17 protein-coding genes are annotated in these 26,078 nt (G+C 62.7%); 7 read left to right on the top strand and 10 right to left on the bottom strand.

Features of this window, described 5'->3' with window-relative positions:
- Positions 1–47 precede the first annotated feature (47 nt).
- Positions 48–1,859: a penicillin-binding protein 2 gene (mrdA, locus tag HRF45_09110; GenBank protein MEP0766682.1), complete on the bottom strand. Its 1,812-nt coding sequence runs from the start codon at positions 1,857–1,859 to the stop codon at positions 48–50.
- Entirely contained in the window at positions 1,856–4,162 is a 2,307-nt protein-coding gene (locus HRF45_09105) for a transglycosylase domain-containing protein (GenBank protein ID MEP0766681.1), read from the bottom strand. Before HRF45_09105 ends, mrdA begins: the two co-directional genes overlap by 4 nt.
- Before the next feature lie 121 nt (positions 4,163–4,283).
- Here HRF45_09105 and HRF45_09100 point away from each other — a divergent pair, with 121 nt between their 5' ends.
- The 4 genes from HRF45_09100 (at position 4,284) to nadA (ending at position 7,524) form a co-directional block, all read left to right on the top strand.
- Positions 4,284–4,736, top strand: coding sequence for an OsmC family protein (locus HRF45_09100; GenBank protein ID MEP0766680.1), 453 nt, complete (start codon positions 4,284–4,286; stop codon positions 4,734–4,736).
- A 2-nt stretch (positions 4,737–4,738) separates the two neighbouring features.
- Positions 4,739–5,545, top strand: coding sequence for a triose-phosphate isomerase (locus tag HRF45_09095; GenBank protein MEP0766679.1), 807 nt, complete (start codon positions 4,739–4,741; stop codon positions 5,543–5,545).
- The gene (locus HRF45_09090; GenBank protein ID MEP0766678.1) at positions 5,496–6,083 is read left to right on the top strand and encodes an acyl-CoA thioesterase; all 588 of its coding nucleotides are present in this window, start codon (positions 5,496–5,498) and stop codon (positions 6,081–6,083) included. Before HRF45_09095 ends, HRF45_09090 begins: the two co-directional genes overlap by 50 nt.
- A 322-nt stretch (positions 6,084–6,405) precedes the next feature.
- Positions 6,406–7,524, top strand: coding sequence for a quinolinate synthase NadA (gene nadA / locus HRF45_09085; GenBank protein MEP0766677.1), 1,119 nt, complete (start codon positions 6,406–6,408; stop codon positions 7,522–7,524).
- 191 nt (positions 7,525–7,715) lie between these two features.
- On the opposite strand, the gene HRF45_09080 is transcribed toward nadA, so the two are convergent.
- Together HRF45_09080 and purL are read right to left on the bottom strand one after the other, a co-directional pair.
- The gene (locus HRF45_09080) at positions 7,716–8,567 is read right to left on the bottom strand and encodes a YihY/virulence factor BrkB family protein (protein ID MEP0766676.1); all 852 of its coding nucleotides are present in this window, start codon (positions 8,565–8,567) and stop codon (positions 7,716–7,718) included.
- Positions 8,568–8,579: 12 nt separating this feature from the next.
- Positions 8,580–11,006, bottom strand: coding sequence for a phosphoribosylformylglycinamidine synthase subunit PurL (gene purL / locus HRF45_09075; GenBank protein MEP0766675.1), 2,427 nt, complete (start codon positions 11,004–11,006; stop codon positions 8,580–8,582).
- Between the two features lie 107 nt (positions 11,007–11,113).
- On the opposite strand from purL, the gene HRF45_09070 reads away from it, so the two are divergent.
- The gene (locus HRF45_09070) at positions 11,114–12,343 is read left to right on the top strand and encodes a GAF domain-containing sensor histidine kinase (GenBank protein ID MEP0766674.1); all 1,230 of its coding nucleotides are present in this window, start codon (positions 11,114–11,116) and stop codon (positions 12,341–12,343) included.
- Positions 12,344–12,591: 248 nt separating this feature from the next.
- Here HRF45_09070 and HRF45_09065 read toward each other — a convergent pair whose 3' ends face one another.
- A complete protein-coding gene (locus HRF45_09065) occupies positions 12,592–15,120 on the bottom strand; it encodes a hypothetical protein (protein ID MEP0766673.1) in 2,529 nt (842 codons plus the stop codon).
- Between the two features lie 287 nt (positions 15,121–15,407).
- Here HRF45_09065 and HRF45_09060 point away from each other — a divergent pair, with 287 nt between their 5' ends.
- The gene (locus tag HRF45_09060; GenBank protein ID MEP0766672.1) at positions 15,408–16,799 is read left to right on the top strand and encodes an MBL fold metallo-hydrolase; all 1,392 of its coding nucleotides are present in this window, start codon (positions 15,408–15,410) and stop codon (positions 16,797–16,799) included.
- 371 nt (positions 16,800–17,170) lie between these two features.
- Positions 17,171–19,621, top strand: coding sequence for a trypsin-like peptidase domain-containing protein (locus HRF45_09055; protein MEP0766671.1), 2,451 nt, complete (start codon positions 17,171–17,173; stop codon positions 19,619–19,621).
- 62 nt (positions 19,622–19,683) lie between these two features.
- On the opposite strand, the gene HRF45_09050 is transcribed toward HRF45_09055, so the two are convergent.
- The 5 genes from HRF45_09050 to dacB form a co-directional block, all read right to left on the bottom strand.
- Positions 19,684–22,149 carry a hypothetical protein gene (locus HRF45_09050; protein MEP0766670.1) on the bottom strand — a complete coding sequence of 822 codons (2,466 nt, stop codon included), beginning with the start codon at positions 22,147–22,149 and terminating at the stop codon, positions 19,684–19,686.
- A 181-nt stretch (positions 22,150–22,330) separates the two neighbouring features.
- Positions 22,331–23,215, bottom strand: coding sequence for a M48 family metallopeptidase (locus tag HRF45_09045; protein ID MEP0766669.1), 885 nt, complete (start codon positions 23,213–23,215; stop codon positions 22,331–22,333).
- Positions 23,216–23,288: 73 nt separating this feature from the next.
- Positions 23,289–24,260 (bottom strand): S-methyl-5-thioribose-1-phosphate isomerase, encoded by a 972-nt coding sequence (mtnA, locus tag HRF45_09040; GenBank protein ID MEP0766668.1) that lies wholly within the window; start codon positions 24,258–24,260, stop codon positions 23,289–23,291.
- Positions 24,261–24,263: 3 nt separating this feature from the next.
- Positions 24,264–24,722, bottom strand: a complete 459-nt coding sequence (gene bcp, locus HRF45_09035; protein ID MEP0766667.1) for a thioredoxin-dependent thiol peroxidase — start codon at positions 24,720–24,722, stop codon at positions 24,264–24,266.
- On the bottom strand, positions 24,662–26,056 hold the full coding sequence (gene dacB / locus HRF45_09030) for a D-alanyl-D-alanine carboxypeptidase/D-alanyl-D-alanine-endopeptidase (protein MEP0766666.1): 1,395 nt from the start codon (positions 26,054–26,056) through the stop codon (positions 24,662–24,664). Before dacB ends, bcp begins: the two co-directional genes overlap by 61 nt.
- Positions 26,057–26,078 lie beyond the last annotated feature (22 nt).

The raw sequence follows: 26,078 nt of genomic DNA, 5'->3' as shown, positions 1-26,078 counted from the left end.
CCCCCAAGCCAACCCCCCACTCCGGCTTCGCAGGCCCTCTCTGGCCTTCAGCGGGATGGGAGGGAAGTGGGTTGCGGAGTGGCATTAGGTTGGAGGTAGGTGCGGACCAGCTCCGCTGCGATCGGGGCGGCTTGCTCGCCGCCGTGGCCGGCCTTTTCCAACAACACCGCAACCGCGATCCGCGGATTGTCCACCGGAGCGTAACCTATGAACCAAGCGTGCGTCTTCTTGCTCTTGGTGTGCTCGGCCGAGCCCGTCTTCCCGGCCCAGCGAATACCCTCGATTCGCGCATGTGTGCCCGTGCCCGACTCGATGCACCGCACCATCCCACGCTGAATCGCATCCCAGCCGGCTGCCGACGTGTCCAGGCGGAACCTGCGCTCTGGCTCGGCTCGCCACAGCGTCTTGTCCGTCATCGGGTCCAGCACGGCGCGCACGAGGTACGGGCGATAAGCCACCCCGCGATTGGCGAGCAGCGCGGCCCAGTTGGCCATCTGCAGCGGAGTGGCCAGTAGGTAGCCCTGCCCGATGGCCATGTTCGCCGTGTCGCCACCCCGCCACGTGAGCTTCTTCTTCGCCAGCCAGGCATCGGTCGGAACCAGCCCGCTGCGCTCGCTCGGCAAGTCTACGCCGCTCGCAACGCCGAAGCCGGCCTTCACAGCGGTGTCGCGCAGCCGATCTGGCCCGGTTCGCATAGCGGCGTGATAGAAGAAGGTATCGCACGACAGCGCGATGGCGTCCACGAAGTCCACGTAGCCGTGCGTTCGGTGGCACCGAAAGCTCCTCTTGCCGACCTGATACGCCCCCCGACAGACCACGCCGGACCGTATCGAGATCTGCCCGGCATTTAGTGCCGCGATCGCGGTAAGCATCTTGAAGGTCGAAGCGGGCGGGTAGGCGGACTGCAGTGCCCGGTTCAGCAAGGGCTGGTTGGGGTCGTCCCTAAGTGCAGCCCAGTCTTCGGGCAGGATGCGCGACGCGAATAGATTCGCGTCGAAGGTCGGCGAGCCGGTCAGCGCGAGTACCTCACCGGTTCTGGGCTCGATCGCTACGACCGCGCCGAGGCGACCTCGCAGAAGCTCGTTCGCCTTTCGCTGCAGCCTGCCATCCAGGGTCAGCACGACCGTGCCACCCGGGCGCGGTGGCCGAGCGGTGATCAGCGAGGCCCCGACAGGGCGACCGACCGCGTCCACCTCCATCGCCTCGACGCCGGGCTGGCCGTGCAACACTCGTTCCTGATGACGCTCCACGCCGACCTTGCCGACGAAGTCCCCGGGATCGAAGTCTGCGCCGGAGAACTCTTTCAGATCTGCCTCTGAAGCTGGCCCGACATAGCCTACCGCGTGGCTGAAGCTGACACCATCCGGATAAACGCGAATTGGTTTCTCCGTGATCTGGATTGCGGGGTGCAAGAAGCGCTCCTCCGAAAGGGCCACATACTGCTCGGGAGTGAGACCCACCGCCACCGGCGTCGGAAGGTTGCGGTTCGGCGCTGCCTTAAGGATCTTGTAGATTCGTTCCTTCGGTTCTCCGAGCACTCGAGCGACGAAAGCGATGGTCTGGTGTTGATCCAGAGCCTCGGCGGGCACCATCGTAAGCACATCCTGTGCTTGCACCTTGGCGACCAGCTCGCCGTTGCGGTCGAGAATCTTACCACGCATGGGAGGCTGGCGCAGGCTCTTCGTGCGGTAGCGCTCGGCTTCTCGCTCGATCTCCGGTCCGAGGGCCACCTGTAGGTACCACAAGCGCGCAAGCAGCACGCCGAGCAGCCCGAGCACGACAGTTAGCAGCGCATAGGCGCGTCTACGGTCGAACGGCGCAGCATCGTTCGGCTTGTTCGCAGGGGTTAGTGTGGTCACCGCGGCCTCCCCGGACCGTGCAGGTCACATAGCCCAGGCGGCACACGATCCTTTGGAAATCTCCTCGGGATCGCCTCGGGGCAGTAGGCGTTGGCGGGCTTGCCACTCTCCGCGCAGATCCAGATCGTTACTTCGCCCCGGCCCAGACCCGGCGGCTGCACTTCCTGCACCGGGGGCTCTACGCCGCTCCTAACCGCAGGTTCGTCCACCGTCACGACAGGCTCGTCCTCGCCTACGTGCACAGGGCAGGCACTGGTCGGCTGCGTTCCCGCGACGAACGAGCGGCGTACAGTGGAGGGGCAATATTTCGTGGCTACCTGCCCCGTCTCTTCGCACACTGAGACCACCACCATGTCGCGGCGGCTCTCGGACTCCGGCTCAGGACGATCGGGCGAGCCAGCGATACGGATGACGGCGTTCATCATCCTGGCCCACACGGTGACCGGGACCGTACCCCCGTAAATGCCAGGCATCGGCCGGTACACCCACCGTTTCTCATTCTCGAGATACAGCGGGTTGCCCACCCACACCACACCGATATGGTTGCCAGCGTAGCCGATGAACCAGGCATCGCGGTGGTCCGAAGTGGTTCCCGTCTTGCCACGTGCGCCCTCCACGCTTCGCGCCCCGCTGCCCGTTCCTCGCGTCACCGCGTCTCGCAAGATGGAGTCCATCGCCTGAGCCGTGGTGACGCTGATCACCCCCCGCCACATCTGAGCAGAACCGCGATGAACGGTCACACCCTCTGGCGTCAGCACGCGCTCAACGAGGTAGGGTCGGACGCGGGTGCCGCCCGTAGCGAAGGTGCTGAAGGCTTCCACCATCTCGATCGGCCGTACCGCAGACGCGCCGAGCGGGAGCGACAACACCGGCTCAATCTTGCTGCGAAAGCCGAAACGTGCCGTGATCTCGTCGGCAGCCCGTCTTGGGCCGATAAGGGAGTTTGCGTATACAGCGGCGCAGTTCCTGGAGAGGCGCAGGGCGGTGCGGACGGTGATGCTGCCCATGTACCTGCCGTCCGCGTTGGATGGAGTGTAGAAACGTCCGGGCACTCCGGTCGGATAGCTCTTCTTGCTGTCGCTCACCCTCTCTTCCGGCCCCAGTATGCCCAGCTCGAAACCGACGGCGTACATGAGCGGCTTGAACGACGACCCGGGTTGACGGTGGCCCTGAGTTATCGTATTGAACTGGCTGCGGCCGAAGCTGGACCCTCCGATCATCACCAGCGTGCGCCCGTTAGTGTCCATTACCATCGAGGCGCCCTCGCTCACACCGCGACGGCGATACTGCCTAAGCGCATCGGCCAGCGCGGCTTCTGCAGCTGACTGCATCTTCATGTTGATGGTCAGCTCGACGCGGTAACCGCCTGCATAGAGTTGCTCCGGGTCCATCACGCCACGCAGCTCGCGCATGGCCTCGGACACCGCGTAGGGAGCTTGCCACCGCGACACCAGGGACGGTCGCTTGCTTGCAAAACGAGGCTTCTCCTGCTTCGCCGCTTCGGCCTCGTCTGCTTCGATCAGCCCCTGCTCCCGCATGAGGTCCAGCACTACGTCGCGGTTCCTCAGAGCCGCTTCTTTGCTGACGAACGGGTTCTCGGTCGAGGGTCTGCGAGGGAGTCGCGCGAGAAGCGCGCACTCGCCGAGTGTGAGTTGGTTGAGCGGCTTGTCGAAATAAATGTCTGCTGCGGCCTTCACCCCGTACGCGCCGCCGCCGTAATAGACCTGGTTCAGATAGAGCCGCAGAATCTCTTGTTTGGTGAGCCGGCGCTCGAGCTGGATGGCCAGCGCCATATCTTGCAGCTTTCGCCCGATAGTGCGCTCCTGGGTGGTGAATAGACGCTTGGCAAGTTGCTGTGCCAGCGTGCTTCCTCCCTGAAGAGAGCCGCCCCTCAGCATGGACCAGCCCGCGCGAACCATGGCGACGGGGTCTACTCCCGAGTGCTGCCAGAAGCGGCGATCTTCAGCCGCAATCGTGGCGTTCTGCAGGTGCTTCGGTATCTCTTCCAGCTTCGCCGGCTCTTGATATGCAGTGCGAAACTCTGCGAGGCGCACGCCGTCGGAGCTCGCGAAGACAGTGGGCTTGGATACGGAGCGAGCCGTGATCTCATAGATGCTCTGGATGGTCTGGTCGGCCCGATAGAGCAGCACGCCGAAATACACCGAGCCGAGGAGGAAGGCGCTCAGCAGGATGAACGCAACCCACGAGAGAGCGCGTTTGACGCGCCTCTTGACGGGATTGGAGGCCCGCCTTCGCCCCGCGTTTCGGCGGTCTGCGGACGTTCTTGCTGACTTCCCGCTCATCCTCTACTGGATACTGTACCTGAGCCCGATTCCGCTGCCAACCGCCCTCCCCGATTGGTGCGGCGCCGGCAGACGGGGACCGAATCGACTCCCAAACCCCAAATCAGGTGATAATAGGGACATGTCCAGCATTCATGATTATCCGGTTCGAGTGTCGTGGTCGGGGGGACGAATGGGAAGCGGTACGGTGCGCACCGAGGACAGCAAGGTGCAGGCCGAACTCGCTGTGCCGGAGGAGTTCAAAGGACCCGGCAACGCCGCCAACCCGGAACAACTGCTCAGCTGTGCCATTGCTGCATGCTATGCGATCACCTTCGGCATCATCGCCGAGAACCGTAAGCTGCCCGTCGAGGATGTTCAGGTCGAAGCGGTCGGGCATGTGGACGCTTCCTCGCCGCTGCCGAAGTACACATCCATCGAGATTCGACCGACCATCCGCGTCGCCTCTCCCACCGAAGAGCAGCGCAAACTCATCCTGGAGATGGCGGAGAAGGCGGATTCGTATTGCATCGTCACGAACACACTAAGGGAGAAGGTCGCCATTTCTGTGGAGCCAACCCTTATCGAGGTGTAGGTATGCGTGTTCAGCTCGTCGCGGGCAACTGGAAGATGAACATGACCGGGCCACAAGCCTGTGCTCTCGTGCAGGGCATAGTCGAGCGCGTAGATCAGCGTCCGGACGTAGACGTGGTGGTGTGCCCGCCGTTTACGGCCATCGAGAGGGTGAAGGACGAGCTCCGAGACAGCCATATCAAAGTCGGTGCGCAAAACATGTTCTGGCTGGAGTCGGGGGCATATACCGGACAGATCTCACCCCTGATGCTAATGGACCTGCGCGTAGACTACGTAATCGTAGGGCACTCGGAGACGCGGGGCAGATTCGGCCAGCCTTCGGACGAGATGAGGCCTGTGCTGGGATACTTCGGCGAGACTGACGAGACCGTCAACCGCAAGGTTAAGTGCGCGCTGTTCCACTCCATCCAGCCTATCCTCTGCGTGGGGGAGACTTGGGAAGAGCGGCAGGCGGGCAAGACGGACGACATCGTTCGCACTCAGCTCACCGGCGCGTTGCGGGGAGTGGAGCCCGACGAGATGTACGGGCTGGTCGTTGCGTACGAGCCCGTCTGGGCTATTGGTACCGGACAGACTTGCGACGACGAAGAGGCCAATCGCGTGTGCGGCACCATCCGCCAAATTCTATCGGAGCTGGCGGGAGAGGAGCCGGCGGACAACATTCGCGTGCTTTACGGCGGAAGCGTGAAGGCCTCTAACGCGAAAGGCCTGCTGCACCAGCCGGAGATTGACGGGGCGTTGGTGGGTGGTGCTAGCCTCGATGCCCACGAGTTCGTGGAGATTATCTACGGCGCACAACGTGAGGGCTGAGCAAGCGGCAAGCGACACCGAAGTCCGCATCTCCGAGCTTGCCACGCCGGAGATGGCGAACTTCCTCGGCAAGCTTTTCGGCGGCGCCCTCCTCGCGATGATTGACAAGGCCGCATATGTGTGCGCAGCTCGATACGCCGGGACCGTGTGCGTCACAGCCTCCTTCGACCGTGTGGACTTCCACTCGCCCATCGAAGTAGGCGAGCTCGTCCACCTGACCGCCCAGGTACATCACGTCGGACGTACGTCGCTGGGCATCGGCATCGAGGTGCACTCGGAGAATGTGCAGACGGGCGAGGTGCGACACACGAACAGCTCTTACGTGACAATGGTGGCACTGCGGGACGGCAAGCCCGCGCCGGTGCCGCCCCTCGTATGCGACACCCCAGAGGCAAAACGGCACTATCTCCTGGCGAAGTACCGTCGTGAGTATCGCACTGAGTACTCCGAACGCGTCGCCCGCCGCGAGGCCGAGCTGGTCCAGATGAGCGAGGAAGAGCTGGACCGGCTGCTCGCCGAGACCCGGCGCAGTTCCTGACGCTTGGGCAGAATGCCGGAATTTCCCATTCCCATGTGCCTCTACCGCTTGCGTTGGAAGCGTGCTGCTCTGGAGATAGTTGGCTCAGCGCCCCGATGACGCCGCTGTTCCTGCAGTGGAGACTGCTCCTTCTCCGGGTCACGCCACCTGTGCCTCCACCGCAAGCGATAGAGGCATCGCAGCACCAGAGATATTCGTCTATACCAGGCTAACGATCTCTTAGCATCTGTGGTAGAATAGAGCAGCTACGCGTTTTCCTAACGACGCGCAACATCCCCGTCCGTCCAACCCGGACTGCGCGCCGAGGAAGGGGTCGCAACCCGTGTACCAACCGCCTCTACCAGCGGAATACGTCTCGTTATCGGAGTCCGAGACCCACGAGCGAATCCAGGCCGCACGGCAGGTCCTGGGCAGTCGATTGGTCATCTTGGGCCACCACTACCAGCGCGACGACATCATCCGGTATGCCGACTACCGGGGAGACAGCTACAAGCTGTGCCGGGATGCAGCCTCGCGCCCGGAAGCGGATTACATCGTGTTCTGCGGCGTGCACTTCATGGCCGAGAGTGCCGACATGTTGTCCGCAGACCACCAAATTGTCATTCTGCCCAACCTCTCGGCGGGTTGCAGCATGGCGGATATGGCGAACACCTTCCAGGTTCGGCAGGCGTGGAGGCAGCTCGAAGAGGTCACGGACATCGCTCGGGTGGTCCCAATCACCTACATGAACTCAGCCGCCGCCCTCAAGGCTTTCGTTGGTGAGCGTGGTGGCGCCGTGTGCACCAGTTCCAACGCGTCGAAGGTGCTGTCCTGGGCTTTGGGGCAAGGCGACAAGGTACTGTTCTTCCCGGACCAGCATCTCGGGCGAAATACCGCAGTGCGCATGGGTTTTGACGTGGACCGCGACATGCTGGTGTGGGATCCCAACCAGCCCTTCGGCGGCAACGTGCCCGAGCGCATCCGCGAAGCCACATTCCTGCTTTGGAAGGGGCACTGCTCCGTGCATATGCGCTTCACCCTAGAGCAGGTTCGACTCGCCCGCAAGGTCCACCCCGGTATCAACGTCGTCGTGCACCCCGAGTGCACCAAAGATGTGGTGGATGCCGCCGACAGCTTCGGCTCCACTGAGTTCATCATCAAGACCGTGACGGCGGGCGCGCCGGGCACGAAGTGGGCCATCGGCACAGAGATCAACCTGGTCAAGCGACTGGCGGATGAGAACCCCGACAAGCTGATCTTCTGTCTCGACCCCATCACGTGTCCTTGCAGCACCATGTACCGCATCCACCCGTCGTTCCTGCTCTGGGTGCTGGAGAATCTGGTCGCCGGGCGCGTCGTCAACCGCATCGAGGTCCCGCCGCAAACCAAGCGCCACGCGCTGCAGGCGCTTCAGCGCATGGTGGCCATCACCGAGCAATCGGTTACCGCCTCCGCTGTCTGAGTTCCCATGATTGAGGGAGACACGGAACCGACATCCTCCCTGCAGGGCTGGTCACCGCAACCATACAAGCCTGTCGAAGCATGCAGCAAAAAGCCGCGATGGTAGTAGCCTTGCCAGAGAGCATGCGCCGGGCGAGCACCTGCTTCGACAGGCTCAGCATAACGGAACGCGAGCCCGAAGGTCCGCAGAATCTAAGTGATGGTCGGAAGTGGTTGGGGCCGGTCCGGGCGGCAAGAGGCCAGCACCATCTCCCCTCCGAGGAAGAACGCGAGCGAAGACACATATACCCAGAGCAACACCAACACCGGGCCGACGGCGGCGCCATACGCCGATTGCACGCCCGCCACCTCGACGTACCATAGAAGCAAGCGCTGGCCCGTCGCCACCAAGAGCGCACCGATCGCGGCGCCGGCCCACACATGACGCATGCCGATGCGTTCGGGCGGCAAGGTCACGTAAAGGATGGCGAACATGAGTGTAACCAGGAACCAGGTGATGATAGGTTCTGCAAAGCCACGATGGAGCAACCACGATGGGAGCCAGTCACTCAGCCACTCCCGCAGCAGGCGGACCGTGGCATCGAGGATCAGCCAGCAGAGAACCAGGGAAGCCGCGCAGAATACGAGTGCAGCCGAGAGCAACCTTTTCTTAGCAACCTGTGCTGCACCCCAGGTGGTGCGTCCCACGCGCCAGATGGTGTCTATGGAGAACTTGGCCTGGTAGAAGACGTTTGACGCGGCGAAGAGGGACACTAACAGGCTTGCCGCGGTGGTCAGCACGCCCCCCGTGTGGACGCCTACTCCCGATAGTATGCGGTGGACTAGTCGTCCTGCATCCTCACCGATGCGTAGACTGACGCCCTCCACTACTCGTGCCTGCGTCTCCTCGAAGCCATACACGTAGCCGACGGCAGCCAACAACACGACGAGCAGTGGTGCAAGGGCCAGTAGGGTGTAGAAGGCAAGAGCGGCAGCGTGATGGGGTAGGGCATCGGATCGCCACCGGCGGACCACCTGGGATAGGACTTGTGCGAAGCCCCTCATTAGCGTGCTTCCCTACGCCGGAATGGCTGCCGGCTCACCCATCGCGGAGGGGATAGCACCCTCGTACGCCGCGCGCGCTTCCGCGACCGGCACACGCACCCAAGGTTCCGCCGCTCCAACCACTACGATCTCCCGAAGGCTTGCGTCGTATGCACCCATGCAACGAACCTCGAGCCGCAATTCCTTCCCCAGTCGGTGCAGGGCCTCCCTGCGTGCTTCGAGCCTATCATCCGCGATGATGCCCAGTAGCACCATAGGGGCTACCTCGCCGAACAGCAGCGCCGCCGGGGAGCGACTCCATGTGAAAGGGTTGTGCTGAAGTGGAGCCCCCACCACCGCTCGACCTATCATCGCTCGCAGATCCGGACTGCCCGATGCAATGTCCCCGAGTGCGGCCGCGGACTGTGGAGTCATGTCACCTCCGAACATGCAGTACGCACCTACGTCTCCGGTGATACAGCATTCTGCTAGGGCCACGGCCAGGCCACCGTCCGAGCTGTCGTGAGCGCTGTCCACGATGCGCTCGTGAGCGGCGCAGAACAGGAACTCGCACACGGCCCGCTCCGCATCCAGGTCCACGTGCACGGGCAGTCCATCCTCAATCCCATGGCATACCGCCAAGTACTCGCTCGCCCCGATGCCAGAGTGCCGAACGGCGCCAGCAGGTCGCCACAGCACGAAGATCAGTCCACTCCCACCATGAAAGCCCATGCCGATACGTGCCGAAGCGTCCTCCAGCACACCCAACATGCCAATGGTAGGAGTAGGCAGTACCTCTCCCGTCGGGCTTTCGTTATAGAAGCTGACGTTGCCACTGATGACCGGGGTACCTAGTTGCTCCGCGGCCTCGGCGATCCCGCGAACGGCATTTTTGAATTGCCAATACACCGCAGGGTCGTTCGGGTCGCCGAAGTTGAGACAGTCGGTCACCGCGCGAGGTCTTGCGCCCACACATGCAACGTTACGCGCAGCTTCCGCGACCGCGTGCCGACCACCCTCATAAGGGTCGAGGAAGCAGTAGCGTCCGTTGCCATCTACGGACAGTGCGATCCCCCTCTGCGTATCCCGCAAGGCCAAGACCGCGGCATCTCCGCGTCCGGGAAGGAGCGCTGTCTGCGTCTGCACCTGATAGTCGTACTGCTCGTATACCCAGCGCTTGGAGGCGATGTTAGGGCTTGCGAGCAGCTTCAGAAGCGCTTCACCGTAGTCCGGCGACTCGGCGATGCTGTGCGGATCGAACTCGGTTGCCTTTCTCGCCACCTCGGGCATCCGAGCCTCCAGGTCATATACCGGACACTCATCGGTCAACATCTTGGCAGGAATGTCGGCGACGACCTGACCGTCGTCGGTGACACGCACGCGTCCGCCCTCTGTTACCTGTCCGATCACCTCGGCGGCCAATTCCCATTTATGGAAGACCCTACGCACCTCCTCCTCTCTCCCGCGCTGCACTACCGCTAGCATCCTCTCCTGGCTCTCGGAGAGCATCACCTCGTAGGGGCTCATATCGCGGTCGCGGAGGGGCACCTTCCGAATCTCGATCTCCATGCCCACTCCGCCCTTGGCAGACATCTCGCACGTAGAGCATGTTAGGCCGGCAGCCCCCATGTCTTGAATGCCCACTATGGCACCAGTCTCTAGCGCCTCCAGTGTGGCCTCGATCAACAGCTTCTCGGCGAACGGGTCGCCGATTTGCACATTGGGGCGACTGGCTTCGGAGTCCTCTCCGAGCGTGTCGCTGGCAAACGTGGCACCGTGGATGCCGTCCTTGCCAGTGGAGCTTCCAACGTACAGCACAGGATTGCCGGGGCCGTCGGCGCGCGCGGATGCGATGCTGTCGAGCCGAACTACTCCGACTGCCATAGCGTTTACCAAGGGGTTCCCACTGTAGCGTGGGTGAAAGAGCACCTCCCCGGCCACCGTGGGCACCCCCACGCAGTTTCCGTAGCCGCCGATTCCCGCGACCACGTGCTCGAACAGGTAGCGGTTTCTCGCGACCTCCTCCGACGGACCATCGCCGTCGCGGATAGGCCCGAAGCGCAAAGAGTTGAGGCTCGCGATCGGCCTGGCCCCCATGGTGAAGATGTCTCGAAGGATGCCGCCCACGCCCGTTGCCGCCCCGTTGTACGGCTCGACCGCGCTCGGATGGTTGTGGCTCTCCATCTTCATCGCGATACCCAGTCCGTCACCGATGTCCACGATTCCGGCGTTCTCGAAGCCCTCGCCCTCCAGCGCATCGGCATAACGCTTGAACAGACGGAGCACGTTTCGAGAAGACTTGTAGCCGCAATGCTCGCTCCACATCACGGCGAGCATCCCCAACTCCGTGTAGGTGGGCTCCCGGCCCAGCTTGCTCACGATTAGCTCGTACTCGGTGTCGGAGATGCCCATGCCTCGGTACACGGCGGGAGTAATGGCGGAGTCGGGTGTGGAGCCCATGGCGTCCTTCATACCCCGCGAAGCGCTCCGTTTTCCAATCCGGCCCTGGCCGAGTCGGGCGAAATGCACGGAACGTGTGACGGCTTGCTGCGGTAGAATCCGGCGATATGAGTGAGGCGGAGCGCCTAGTGTCGGCCATCCACGCAATGACCTCCGTGCTGTCCTCCAACCCGAGTGTGGGCAGCTCGCTCCGGAGCATTCTGAAGGTGTGCGTGGACCTGGTGGACGCGGAAGGCGGGACGATCTACATGCACGATCCCGTCTTGCGCACGCTCACCTTCGCCTACGTGATCCCGGCCGAAATGAACGAGCGCCTGCGTGGTCACAGCTTTCCCGACACGCAAGGTATTGCGGGGGCCGCTTTCGTTGCGCGAAAGAGTAGGGTAGACAACGAGGTTGAGAGATCGGAAGAGCACGACTCTCGCTACGACGAGGTCACCGAGCGGACTACCCGCTGCCTCATCACGGTGCCGCTGCTGGTCGCCGGTGCCGAGCCAGTAGGTGTCGTTCAAGTGTTGAACAAGCGCAGCGGCCCGTTCACGGAGTCCGACCTGCTGCTGCTGGAGATAGTGGGCAGCGTCTCCGCGATGGTGATACGCAACTCCCAACTCGCGGACGAGGCGAAGAAGGCCACGGGACTGCAGGCAATGGGTGACATCGCACACGACATCAAGAACAAGGTGGCTCCGCTCACCATGGGCGCGATGACACTGATGATTGATGTGGAGTCGCTAGCAAACACACTCCAAACGCTCGGGGTAGAACCGGATATCGAGCCGCTGCACTCATTGCGCGAGATCGCATCGGTTATCGTGGACGGCGCGCAGCGAACACAGCGGTACGCTCAGCTCATCGCAGACCTGGCCAAAGGCAAAGACCTAGCTGTGTCCAAGCATATGGGAGACATCAGCTTGGTTGCCGTTCGCGAGTTTCTCAACCAGCAGCGCCGTGCACGGCAGAATAACATCGAGCTAGTCGCAAACGTCAACGGACCGATCATCGTCCCCTTCGACGAGGTGATGCTGGAGCGTGCGATCTACAACCTAACACTCAATGCGCTGGACGCAACCCCCGAAGGTGGTCGAGTAGCCCTGAACATGCACGAGACGGACACAGAGGTAGTGCTGAGTATTGCGGACACCGGGTGCGGCATGACGCGCGACGTCCTGGATCGCGTGCTCGCAGGTACGGCGGAAAGTAGCAAGGTGGGTGGTACCGGTCTCGGGACCTCCATCGTGCGGAAGATCGCCGAGCTGCACTCCGGCCGCTTGGAGGCGGAGAGCGAAGTCGGTCAGGGCACTACCTTCCGTCTGATTCTCCCGAAGAACGGGAAGTAGCCGCCTGTCCACTCTCATTCCCGGCACCTATTTCGTCATGCCGAACTCGTCGAAGCATGCAGCCTAAGACCGCAATGTCAGTATCCCGAATCGAGAATTGGCAGTGTACGAGCACATGCTTCGACGCGCTCAGCATGACGGTGCGAGGGCTGCGCAGCTAGACACCGAGGCGAGAGCGATTCACACACGTTAGTGGGTGGCTGTGGGTACCACAGCCACCCACCTAGAGACGAGCGCAAGCACCAGTGCTATAGATCGCCCGTCGCGCCGAAGTTCATCAAAATGATGTTGAGGTCCGTCAGGGCTACCACGCCGTCCCCGTCGAGATCACCCAAGCCGGACGCTCCGAAGCAGGCAAGACCCATATTCAGGTCCTGAATGTCCACCGAGTTGTTCCCGTCGCAGTCGCCGTTCTTCAGTACGAAGTCGGCGGACGTGCCGATACCCACTGTCACGGAGGGCAGGGTCTGTCGCAGCCAATTGGCGTACTTGAGTGACAGGTCGTAGGTGCCGGCCATGCAGAACTGGACATTGTACTCACCCGTGCCCTGCAGGACGGCGTCGTACGTCTTCACCACGTTCGTTGTCCCAGGTGTGCGAAACTCGATGGTAATGATCTTGCCGCCGGGCGAGACTGCTAGATGCTCGAGAGTCACGAAACCCGTCAGGCTACCGACCGACACCGTTGCCTGACCCTGTGCCGGAAGATAGTCACGTTTGGTCGCAGTCACGTACATGGTGCCAGACGTCGCAGGCGATGGTGTGAAGGTAGCCACGCCGGACGGGTTCGTGGTGGTAGTAAGGAACACCTCGGACGGCTTCCATAGGCACACCGTAGCCGCATTCACCGGCGAGCCTCCGGAGGTCACGCTCACCTGGAAGGTGCTAGTGCCTGCCACGATTTCGTCAGGATGTTCAACGGCGAGTGCCTGGGGTGTGTTCTTCCAAAGCGGAGTCTCGGGATCGCCGAAGAGGTTGAGCTCATACAGGCAGTACCGATCGTGCGCGCTCGACTTAGCGGCAGCCACGCCGAAGTCCTTGCCTTCTCCGTGGGCCTGACCTAACGGATAGTAGTTATAAGTCGGGTTCAGCATGGCGCGCCAGAAGTACCGATCGAACGTTAGCGACAGCCCCTGGTTGCCATATCCTACCCAGTACCACCCATAGTGGCTGTTGCCGATGTAGAAACCTCCGCCGCTCGGGGAGAGCACGAATCGCTCGGCAAGACAGTCGTTCGTCGGGAAGTTGGCGGAGTAACATGATAGCGAGTACATGATTCCGCTGAACCGCGGGGAGTTCGTGCGGTTGTACATGTCATTGCCGTTGATGTAGTCGGCACCCGTCTGAATCACATCGTCACTGCCATGCCCGGAGTGGTTGATCAAGTTGTAACCGGTATTGATGGCATTGAGCGCCGCAGTTCGACTCAGGTTACCGGAACTCTCGTACAGTTTCGTGCACGTGAAGCGGCTGGGCACGCTCTCCGATTGGATCGTGTTCTTAAGCAAGGCGCTGTCGGTACTCGAGTCCAACCTGGAGGCGAGGAACAGTACCTTGAGCTGATAGTCCGTGGGAAGAGGCGACTGGGATGCCTCTGCCTCGTATTGCAGCACCTTGTTCACGAAGCGCTGCGCTTCCGTGGTAGAGCCCACGGGTGCGCGGCCGACGTACACGTCAGCGTACATGTCGATGCCGTCACTCGGATACTCGCCGAAGAAGGAGTCTCCGTCGTTGTTCCAAGTGCCGTTCAGGTCGGAGAAGTAAAGGTCGCAAGGGAGGTCGGCTCCGTTGCTGTCCGCCATCGCGTATGCCACGCGATAGGGCACGACGTTGACATCCCCTCCGAGCAGCACGTACAACGTCCCACGGTTCTGCCAGTAGTCCTTGATGCAGTGGCGTATGCGGTCCTGGTTGTCGCCTGACTGCTCGCCGGAGTAGTTCGCGTAGATCCACGTTAGCGTGAGCACCTCGGTCTTCACGCCCTTCTTGGTCTTCCAGTCAGCGAGCGGCTGGAAGGTGGCGGCCAGACCGGAACTTGTGATGATGAGGTATTCGACCGTATCGTCGGATGCAGCCGTCACGTCGTCGCCCGTCATGCACGCGGCCGACCACGGCACGTCCGCGGGGTTGTCCACCAACTTCTGAACCGCCTCGCGCACGACCTCTTCGGCCCAGCCCGAGCGGACAGTAACCATGGCTTCGGCCGGCTTCGGAACTGCGGTGACAGACACACGGATCTGCTGGTAAAGTGTCAGCTTACCGCTCCCGGGCTCGTACTGCAGGGGGTAGACGGCCACATCGGCAATCGGATACCCGGACTTGCTTCCCGTGCCGATCAACTCTCCCAACTCTCCCGGATAGGCCCGACTCGACCTATACACAGGCCCCTCGACCAGTCTCGGCTGCTGTGGAGGCGCAGAAAGCGGTACAGGGTCGGTGCCCGGTGCAATCCTGTGGGTTCCGGGGATCACGAGCGGTTCGCTTACCTCCACCCGCAGGTGCGACGCCTCGTAGCCAATCGGAAGAGCGATTCGCACGTAGCGGACCGGAAGCACCGGCTCGCCCGTTCGTACCCGTATCTCCAGGTCCCGCATGGTCACTGTCTCGTAATCCTGAAGCCGACCGAACTGGACATCTTCGGGAGAGAACGAGAGCGTGACCGACCGTTCGGCCACGGGGCCCGAAGCTCCCGCCTTGGCGAACTGTGCCGAGGCACCCAGCGAGAGCACAACCGTCAACGCGCCTGCCGACACCATCATCCGGATGAGCTTTCGCACTTCGACCTCCTTCCGCATGGAGAGCGTTCGGCCCACTCCGGAGCGAGCAGGGCCTAGCGTGAAAGCCCTGCAAAAGTGGGACCAACTGCGCCCTTCACGCTACGTTCCATCCAGTCTAACCATCCGATATGTCCAGAAGTTCCCGCGAAAGAGCCGCATCTGCCTGCCGTATTGAGCCGATATAAACATTTAGTGCAACTAAATGTCAGCGCTTTCACTGAACTTGTGGCCTCGTGGCAATCTATTTCGGCGAAGGAAGCGCCGGACGAGGGCGAGAAACCGAGCCTATGCCCCTACAAGCTCGACTGGACTTCCTCGGCGCAGCCGGCACCGTTACCGGCTCTCGCCATCTCCTCACGTGCGGCAAGCATCGTGTGCTGGTGGATTGTGGCCTGTTCCAGGGCAGGCGCGAGCTGAAGGCGCTCAACTGGAGCCCCTTTGCGGTGGAGCCCGCGTCCATCGATGCGGTCATCTTCACTCACGGCCACATAGACCACATCGGGTACCTGCCGAGGCTGGTCAAAGAAGGGTTTCACGGCCCCGTGTACTGCACACCGGCGACCGGCGCCGTCTGCGCCATCTCGCTTCCCGACAGCGCCCATCTTCAAGAAGAAGAGGCTCGCTTCGCCAACAAACGGGGATACACCGACCATCGCCCCGCCCTGCCGCTCTACACCATCGAGGATGCCCATCACGCAATGAAGCTGATCCGACGAAGGGAATACTACACATGGCATGAGCTGGCCGAAGGCCTCGTCTTCCGCTTCCACTGCGCCGGACACATACTGGGATCCGCCTTCGTCGAGATCGCCATGCCGTCGGGGGAGACGGTGTTGTTCGGCGGCGACCTCGGCCGTAACGGCACGCCTATCATCAACGACCCGGACGTTATCGAATATGCCGACTACTTGGTTCAGGAATCCACCTATGGCGATAGGGTGCATCCTAAAGACGTAGACGTAGCCCAGACGCTCGCCGAGGTGGTGCGCCGAACGGCAGACCGCGAAGGGGTTCTGCTGATCCCGGCCTTCGCGATCGGAAGGGCCCAGCAGGTGCTCTACCTGTTGCACGGCCTGCGAGAACGCGGCGAACTGCCGGAGTTGCCCATCTACCTGGACAGCCCGATGGCCGCTGCCGCCACGCGACTTCACACCGACTTCGTGGAGGAGCACGACAAGGAGATGGCACTGCTGATGAGCGTCGGCAACCCACTCGCCGGACCCGGAGTCCGAGTTGTCACCACGCAGCAACAGTCGCAGAAGCTGAACACCACACGAGGACCGATGGTCATCATCTCATCCTCAGGCATGTGTAACGGCGGGCGTATCGTCCATCACCTGTTGCACCGGCTGGAGGACGAGCGCAACACGGTGCTTTTCGTAGGATTTCAGGCGGAGGGGACACTCGGTCGGCGGCTTGTGGACGGAGAACAGTGGGTACGTATCTACGGTGAAGAAGTGAACGTAAAGGCGGAGATCGTCCGGATTGATGCCCTGTCGGCGCATGCCGACAGTGACGAGATCATGGAGTGGCTTTCTAGGTTCAAAAAGCCGCCGAAGATGACCTTCGTGGTGCATGGGGAACCACCGGCTGCCAACGCTCTCCGTCAGAGGATGCGTGATACGCTCGGCTGGCCGTGCTGTGTGCCGTACAACGGGGATCATTTCACGCTGGTATAGCCCCATCGAGGGTCGCCGCCGAGGGAGCACGAAGAGAATGGGGCCGCCTAGGTTCGGCCCCATAGCAGTTGCACAGACAAGAGAAAGAACTCTTGCTTTCGTCTAGCGATGCTTCTGTTAGGTCGGAACAGCAGGATTGCTCGAAGCGGATTCGCCTTTGCTCTCTACAAGGTATCAGAAATCGGGTTCCAATGCAAGCGGATCGTCCTGCCAGATCTACCGGTTTGCCCCTGTCTTCCATCGCCGAGACGGTAAACCCCCGGGCAGCGGGAGCGAGACCCAGCCGATGACGGGGGGAACCGCAGAACTATCGCCATTGTTCTGATTGGCAGGGGGCTTGCATCCTGCAGCCTGACGAAAAGGAGACCAGCATGCTCTTGCGTCTATCTACCTGCGCGACGTCGCTACATCGTCTGCTCGCCGCGATCCTCGTTGCGGGCGCATCACTGGGCTCTGCCCTTGCTCAGACGGCCGAACTGCCCAGCTTCAGTACACCGATATCCGTGGACTCCGGCCTCGTCTTCAACACAGAGACCGAGCCGGCGCTCGTGTGGTCGGAGACCGTGTACGTACCGAATGCCGATTGGGTCCGCCTTCGATTCGGAGTTGCCATTCTAGGGGACGGCCTAACCCATCCCGAGGGCTCGACCTTGCGTATCACCTCGCTCACCGATGGGGCGGTACAGCTTCTGAACGCGAGGACGATCCGCGAGTGGCGAAACACGAGTGCGTACTTCAACGGTCCCGCAGTGTTGCTAGAGCTGTTCGCCGCGCCGAACGGCCTTCCCAATCGCATTGTCATCACCGAGGCGACCGGCGGATTGCCGGGCGGCGATGTGTCCATTCAGTCCATCTGCGGGAGCACCGACGACCGCCAGCTCTCGTACGACCCGAGAGCCTGCAGGATGGTTCCTGTGGGTTGTACCGGCTGGATGATAGATGATCAGAATCGGTGTATGCTCACCGCAGGCCACTGTGCGAGCGGAGGAAGCCTGGATGTGGCAGAGTTCAACGTCCCCCTCTCGAATGGCAACGGTAGCATCGTCCACCCGCCACCGAGCGATCAGTATGCGGTGGACGACTCCTCCATTCAGTTCACGAATGGCGGTGTGGGTAACGACTGGTGCTACTACGGCTGCTTTCCGAATAGTACGACGGGTCTAACACCCTATCAAGCCCAAGGAGCCTCGTACGTTCTGGCTGCGACCCCGCCGCCTGTGCAGGGGCAGAGCATCCGCATCACCGGGTACGGCACGGTCTCCTCGCCGGTGTCGCCGACGTGGAACCAAGTGCAGAAGACGCACGTTGGCCCCTACTCGTTGTTCAGTGGCACGCAGCTAGGATATGCCACCGATACCACGGGAGGCAACTCTGGCTCGCCCGTCATCAACGAGAATACCGGTGAGACCATAGGCATTCATACGCACGGTGGATGTACGTCCACGGGCGGCTATAACAGCGGCACGGGGTGCAACCACTCCGGCCTTCGCAACGCCCTGGCCAATCCGAAAGGCGTGTGCGCAGCGGGCCTGAAGTTCGAGTTCCCGGACGGTAGACCGGCCGCTGTCAATCCCTCGGGCGGTACCACCATGCGAGTGGAAGTGGTAGGGGAGTACGGAAACGTTCCGCAGCCCGGCACCGGCATGTTCCACTACGACACCGGTTCGGGCTTCAACGCCGTTCCTATGACCCAGACGGAACCTAACAAGTACCTTGCCACGTTCCCCGGGGCGCCCTGCGGCAGTCAGATTCGATACTATGTGAGCGCCGAGACCACCACGGGCGGCATCTACAAGAGCCCGGCTAACGCTCCGAACGGAGCCTATGTGACGTACTCGGCCTCCGCGGTGATCACGCTGTTCGAGGACAACTTCCAAACGAACAAGGGTTGGACCGTTCAGAACAGCGCAGGCCTAACAGCGGGCGCGTGGGAGCGGGCCATCCCGAACGGTGGCGGCGCCCGAGGCGACCCACCAACGGATTACGACGGCAGCGGATACTGCTACGTCACGCAGAATGGTGCAGGTGACACCGACGTGGACGGTGGAAGCACCTACCTCATCTCACCGGTGCTGGACTTGACCGGCACCGATGCGGTCGTGAGTTACGCTCGGTGGTTCCACAACTCCTACGGCTCCAATCCCTATGAGGATGTTTTCGACGTTCACGTGTCGAACGACAATGGGGCGACTTGGGTGTTAGCCGAACAGGTCGGACCCACGGGCAGCCAAGTGAGTGGCGGCTGGTTCGTGAACAGCTTCTTGGTCAGCGATTTCGTGGCGCCGACAAGCACCGTGCGCGTTCGCTTCACGGCTTCCGACCTCGGCGGCGGTTCGGTGGTCGAGGCGGGTGTGGACGCCTTCAAGGTCGTCGGCTTCCAGTGCGCGGAGCCGGGCAGTCTGAGCGGGCGCATCGCGCTGGACTTCCTCGACGTGTCGCCCGCCGGAATCGGGATGACCATCGAGTTCCGCATCCCCGGAACTACCACTCTCGTGGAGAGCTACCCAGTGGTGCTGGACGGCTCCGGTAACTACAACATTGCATCCGTGGTGGGTGGCACGTATGACATCGCGGCCAAGGGCGGAACGTGGCTGCGGCAGGTTCTGCCGAACCGCGTCGTCGCCGGCGCGACCGTAGCTGACTTCTCACTGAAGAACGGCGACCTGAACGACGACGGCGCCGTGAACCTGTCGGACCTAAACTACGTGCTGGCCCTCTTCGGCACCACGTCCAGCTTGGCCGACCTAACCCGCAACGGTTGGGTGGACCTGGGAGACCTGAACGCCATCCTCGCGAACTTCGGCGAGGTGGGTGCTCCGTAGCACGCCGCGAGTGTCCCACGTAACTGTGGGGCGGCCCGGACGGGCCGCCCCACTCCAACACCTTAGAACCTGCCGGTAACCTTGTACTCGCCGGACAGGGCGGTGGGTAGTAGCACCGTGTCGTCCGCACGCACCGGTAGAGGTTTGCCGGCTAGCTCGGCAAACCGCAACGGACGGCCGTCCCCCGACCGGAGGCGCAGCACGATTTCCTTCGGCTTCACCTTTAACCCACGCAGAGACACGTGAACCGATAGCCAGTTCCCCTCCTCGGCCATCTCCGCGGAGATGTCTACCTGACCACCGAAGGTGGTGCCCATCCGGGTGACTCCCAACTTCATTCCCGGTCGCAACCAGCAGCGAGGGATGGCCTGCAACAGCCACAGCGACTGCTCGCCACCGTCGTACCCCTCGCGCTCGTTCACGAACATCGCCCGGATGGCCTGCCACCGCTCCGAGTCTCCCGGCGCGCACGATGGCACTCCGTCCAACGACTCCACACCCACTCGCCAGTCGCGGTGCACTACCACTGCTAGGTTGTGAAACAACCACTCGAAGAAGCGTGGCAGGTCGTCGCGTGCGAGAAACAATGGTGCGCCGACCGGCCACATGGTCTCGTACTCCACCCAATGGCGAAGCAGGTAGTGTCTATCCGCCACGGGATCCGAGATGTCGGCGAAGTTACGGTCGGCAATGTCGGGGTTCTGAGCCGGTGCGTTGAAGTAAGGGCCTTCGCCTTTCGGCATCCCGGCTTCCACGAAAGTCAGCGCCCACGTTACCAGTGGGTCGTACGGATCCAGCGCGCCCCACGCGCCGGCCCGGAGCGGTCCATATCCGGTGTATGTCCAGTCGATCTTCGCCCAGTCCAGCTCCTGCACCATGCGCGGAACATAGGGGATGCTCGTGCCGTCCGGCAGGGGCACTCGTCGCGCACGAGCGCTTGCCTCGGCGTACCGGTCGCGTAGGCACTTGCGGTAGTCGGCTAGCTCGGCACGCATCTCCTCGGCGCGCGGGTGCCCTGTCTCACGCAACAGACGCACCACCTCCGCCATACCGTAGATGCAAAAGGCGTCGTTGAAGATGGTGTTACCTGCCAGCCAGTCGTGCGCGGATGCGGCGGGTAGCAAGCCCCAATAAGGGACGCGCTCACCGTCCACCTCTCGCATTGTGCGCCGCCTCTGCTTTACCACCCAGTCGAAGGCGTCCACCATCGCCTGTAGGGGTGGATGCTGACCACCATGCAGCCACTTGTCGTCGCGCGTGATTCGGTAGTGCTGTGCTAGCGCCCACATGCCGAGACCATGGCTCAGAAGTAGCGGGTTGGCCGTCCACTCCCCGAAGTTCCCAAGGAAGCCGTGGATCGCCTCGTATCCCTCGCCCGCCAGCGCTTCGCCCTGCCCCATGGCACTGCGGGCCAACCCGCCCACGTCTGCGGTCTGGTGATCCAAGAAGCCCTGCAATACCCTACGGTTCAGGTCGCCGAGCCCGCGGTAGTCGAAGGTCGGGAGGGCCTTCGCGGCGTTGCATGGCCAGTAGCCCTCATAGTGGTTGGGGCTGGTCTTGTACATCCATACATCGGATGCGCGGCGGAAAGCCACCTGCTGCGCCATCTGGCCCACCACTGCCGACAGATAGTCGTTTACGAACGGATCGGGGGTGAGGATCTCTCCGGCACCCGACTGCATATGCCGCCAGTAACGCACCACCTCGTCGCGTCGCCGCTGCGGGTCCTCCTTCAGCAATCGCTGTGCCTCTGGCTTGTCGAGCAAACCATAAGGGATGGCCAAGCGAAAGTCCGCCGTTTCACCCGGTTTGAGCGGCACCTCCCACCGAAGCAAGCCGGCCTCGCGCTCCTGCACCTCGCCATGGTCGGGCCTAGGCAGCACGAACCGTACCTTCTCGCCGAGCAATCCGAACGGCGGGTCGAATCGAATGGGAAGGGCAGGTGCGAGCGCGGCGCCCTGACTCGCCTTGTATCCTAGGCGCACGGACGACATATCACCAAAGTGCAGCCACAACCTGGCCACGGCGTCTGTGCTGCCGCCGTTGGCGGCAGAAAAGCGCACCTGCGCCACCAGCACGTCGTCGGGCTTCGCGGTCTCGTTGCGGCCGGGCGCTCGTCCGAGAAAATGCGCGAACACCTCCTCTCGGTACACGAGATCGCCGTCCCGGCTCTCGACCCACGGGATGGGGTAGCGGCCGTCCAATAAGCCTCGACGCAACCGAGAATTGCCCGTCCCCTTACGGTCGAGCAGGCGCATCGGCTCTCCAAAACCCACCGATACATGCATCCGGTGGTCGCCCAGCGGCTCCATCTCGCGCTGCATGACTCCTAGGCTCAGGAACTCCAGCGGCCCGAAGACCAGCGCGCCATCCCACATCACCCCCACTTGGAAGGGGTAGCCTGGCATGCCGACGTGCTGCACGGGTCGCACCATCGGCGTCCATCGGTCACGGGCTTCTTCGAGTGTCCACTCCATCGGCGCACCGTTCTGTAAAGCGATCCATATGAGGCAAGGCGCAAGAAGCATGGCGTCCTCTCCTTGAGAGTAGGTCGAGCGCAGCGGCGCCCTCTCGTCAGCCGCAACCGATTACGCCGCATCGCCTCAAGCCTCCTTGCCGTGTGCCGCCGGCGCATGAAAGCGCAGAAAGCCCCCAGCTACAGCGGAGGATTCATCACAGACCGGCCGGGTAGGGACAGCGCGGGTGGCGCTACACCGCGGCCTTCTCGGGGGCGCCGAGGTACTCGCCGGAAAGAATCTTCTGATACTCCCCGCCCTCGAACCACTGCTCGAGCTGCTGCGCGCGGAAGATCGGCTGCGGGTGCGTGTAGGTGGCGGTGCGGAGAAGGAACACGATCACCTTTGCCAGCTTCTCGAGCGCCCCGGCCTCCTGATACATGCGAGCCTGCGTCATGAACTCGTCCATATTCATTTCATCCGCAAACCGGCTGCGACCGCCCGCCAACACCATGATAGTCTCCACCGCGCCCTGCTTGTCCTGGAGCGTGAGCAGGCCGCCGCGGTCGCACGTCAGCTCCGCTTGTCGCATCCACTCGTAGAAGGCCAGCACCAGGCCGATGGACACCGCATCGCCGAGCCGCAACGTCATGCGCCCCAGCGCATCGAGCAACGGCAGAATCCAGCGCGCGACGGTCATGTACAGAACGTGTCCGGCCTTGATGTGCGCCAGTTCGTGGCCCATCAGATACAGAATCTGCTCGTCCGAGAGCGCGTCCAGCAGCGTGCTGTGGACGGTGATGAAGGGCCGCTCCACGCCGAACGTATACGCGTTCGGCCAGGGGTTGAACTTGATGTACAGTTCGGGCTCGGGAACGTCTAGAATGGCGCACGCCTCGCGCATGATGGCGTAGGGGGTCTTGAACTGATTGGGCCCGCAGCGGACAGACTCCGCCATGTTCAACGAGTAGGCCCAACGGTCAATGCCCAGATCGTAGAACTTGCGGACCACTTGGGGCAGGATGGGTACCTTGCGAAGGGCGTCCAGCGCGAGCTTGTCCGTTTCAGCGGTGAAGGCGTCGGGGTGCATCCCCGGGAATCTCTTACGTTCGGTTTCGAAAAGCTTGGTCTCGGCCATGTGGTCCCCCTATTGCGGCACGTTCCGTTCCGATGTTCCTACCGTCGCGGCGTCGATTCGGTTGCATCGGCGCTCAAAATGGCGGGGAGAGAATTCCTCGCTCCGTAATGAACCCAGTAATCATTTGGGCAGGCGTCACGTCGAAAGCTGGGTTGTAGACCTCTACCCGCTCCGGTGCCAGTCGTTGCCCCGCCAGTATCGTGATCTCCTCCGGCTCCCTTTCCTCTATCGGAATGGCGTCGCCGCTGGCAACAGCCGGGTCGAAGGTGCTCCACGGTGCTGCCACGTAGAACGGTACCGAGTGAGCCCTACACAGTACAGCCAGAGAGTAGGTGCCTACCTTGTTTGCGCTGTCGCCGTTCTTTGCGATCCGATCCGCGCCGACCAGAGCGAGGTCCACGAGCCCTTGGCGCATCAGCAGGCCTGCCATCCCGTCGGTGACAATGCGGAAGGAGACTCCGAGGTGCTGAAGCTCCCACGCGGTTAGCCGCATGCCCTGTAGTCTTGGACGCGTCTCCAGCACCCACACGAAGGGCCTCTTACCATCCGCATGAGCTGCACGCACCACACCCAGCGCCGTGCCGTATCCGCCGGTCGCGAGTGCACCCGTGTTGCAGATGGTGATCACCTTCACACCCTCGGGCAGCAGCTTCGCTCCATAGCGCGAGAGAGCCTTGTCCGCCTCGATGACCTCCCGGTGGATGGCGTGGGCGGCCTCGACGAGGTCCAGACCGGAGGAAGCGGCAGTACGCATACGTTCCACCGCCCAGCGTAGGTTCACAGCCGTCGGTCGCGCCGCTGCAACGCGGTCGCATGCCCGTTCCCATTCGTGAGACCCGACGACGTGCTCACGGCCGGCCAGGACGACAGCGTACGCCCCCGCCACGCCGATCGCCGGGGCTCCACGCACCACCATCTCCCGGATCGCCTGGTGCACCTGCTGCCAGCCGGTGCATACCACGTACTCCTCGCGCTGCGGGAGCAACCGCTGGTCCAGCAGGGCCAAGGCGTCGCCTCGCCACTCGATGGCCCGTATCTCTCTCACGACCTACAGGTTCGCCAGTGCTTCTTTCACCTCTTGCACGTGACCCGGAACCTTCACCTTGTGGAACGCCGCGCGCACGACTCCCTTGCCGTCAATGACGAAGGTAGAGCGCTCGATGCCCATGTACTTCTTGCCGTACATGCTCTTTTCGACCCAAACGCCATAGCTCTCGGCTACCTTGTGGTCGGGGTCCGAAGCCAGAGTGAAGTTGAGCCCATGCTTCTTCGCGAACTTCTCGTGCGAAGCTAGGCTGTCCGGGCTGACCCCCACGACTTTCACGCCCAGATGCTCGAAGTCCGGCATCGCATCTCGGAAATCGCACGCCTCTTGCGTGCATCCCGAGGTGTCGTCTTTGGGATAGAAGTAGAGAACCAGCGGCGACCCAGCGAAGTCCTTTAGAGTCACCGGTCCTTGCTGGGTGTCGAGCTTGAAGTCCGGCGCGCTGTCACCTGTTTGAACCACTCTCTCGCCTCCTGATCGCGATACAGCCAACGCACCGTCTCGTCCTGCAGCCGCCGAGCGGCGGCAGTGTCTCCGTGGTTGACTATTATGCAGAACGCAGCGACCCGGCCCGACTTCGTCCACACGTACCCGCTGAGCGAGCAGGCACCGCCCATGGTCCCGGTCTTGGCGCGCACACGCCCTACGAGATCGCTCAGTCGCTTGGCCACCGTGCCCTCCTTACCCGCCAGCGGGATCGACTCACGAAACGCATCGCCCCAAGGTTGCCTGGGTGCGTAGCGGAGCAGCGCTACCATACTGCCGGCCGTCACAAGGTTGAGCCTCGAGAGCCCGGAGCCGTCCCCGACACGCACGGCGTCGGAAGCGAGACCTGCCTTGCGGGCAAAGGCGAGCACTGCTTCCGTCCCGCTCCGAAAGCTGCCCAGCCCAGTGCGCGCGTAGCCGAGTTCCAGAAACAGCATCTCGGCCAAGAAGTTGTCGCTGGGCTTGTTGATGGCTTGGACGATCTCGAAGAGGGGCTTGCCCTCATGCACCACCTCGGCCTTACCGTCTTGCCTAGGACTACCGGCGGGCACGCGGGCAAGGGCTGACCGGAGCCAGTGTGTAGCCCATGGTGTAGGGTCGGCAATCGAGAGCGCCTGCACGGGCTTGTCCGTCGCGTGGCCTGCCGGCACGGCCCCGCGTACCACGTACACATCCCGCCCGGGCTCGCGCACGACGCTCAGTGGTCCGGCGCCGCCCTCGAATCGCACCTCTCCGTACTGCGGCACGACCGTAGCTCGCGGCGGGTCCCCGGGCGAGACAAATACCTCGACCACGTTCTTCCCGACCGCGAGCGCCGAAAGGGTAGGCAAGTAGTAGTATCCGAGGTCGTCGAGCTGCCAGCCAGGCGCGAAGGTCTCGCCGCCGTAGCGCGAGAGGTCGAGCGTGACGTCCAGCCCGTCCGGCATCCCCGCCTCGCATAGCCGCGTCACCATCGCATCGAGGTCCGTTGTGTCGAGGAGCGGGTCGCCGCCCCCGATCGCGCTCAGCGTGCCCTTCCCATCGGCCCACTCGGCACGCAACACGGTCCGGTGGCGGTATTCGGGCCCGAGCAGGTCCAGCGCGGCGGACGTCGTCAGCAGCTTCATGCCAGATGCCGGAACGAGCAGCAGCTCCTGGTTGTGTGCAAGCAACGGCTGCCCGCCGCTCACGTAGGCCGCATAGATGGCGATGGTGGCATGACGCAGCCCCGCCTCCTGCGCGATCCGTGCGAGGCCTGGCGGCAGGTCCGCATGGCAGACGAGCCCGAACCCGACGACTAGACAGGCAAGAGCGATAGCGATACGTCGCATGCCCTTTGCGTTCTGTGCGAGC

Source organism: Fimbriimonadia bacterium (assembly GCA_039961735.1).
Lineage (GTDB): Bacteria > Armatimonadota > Fimbriimonadia > Fimbriimonadales > JABRVX01 > JABRVX01.
Note: the sequence above shows the minus strand (reverse complement) of the source record. Positions and strands in the feature narration are given on the sequence as shown.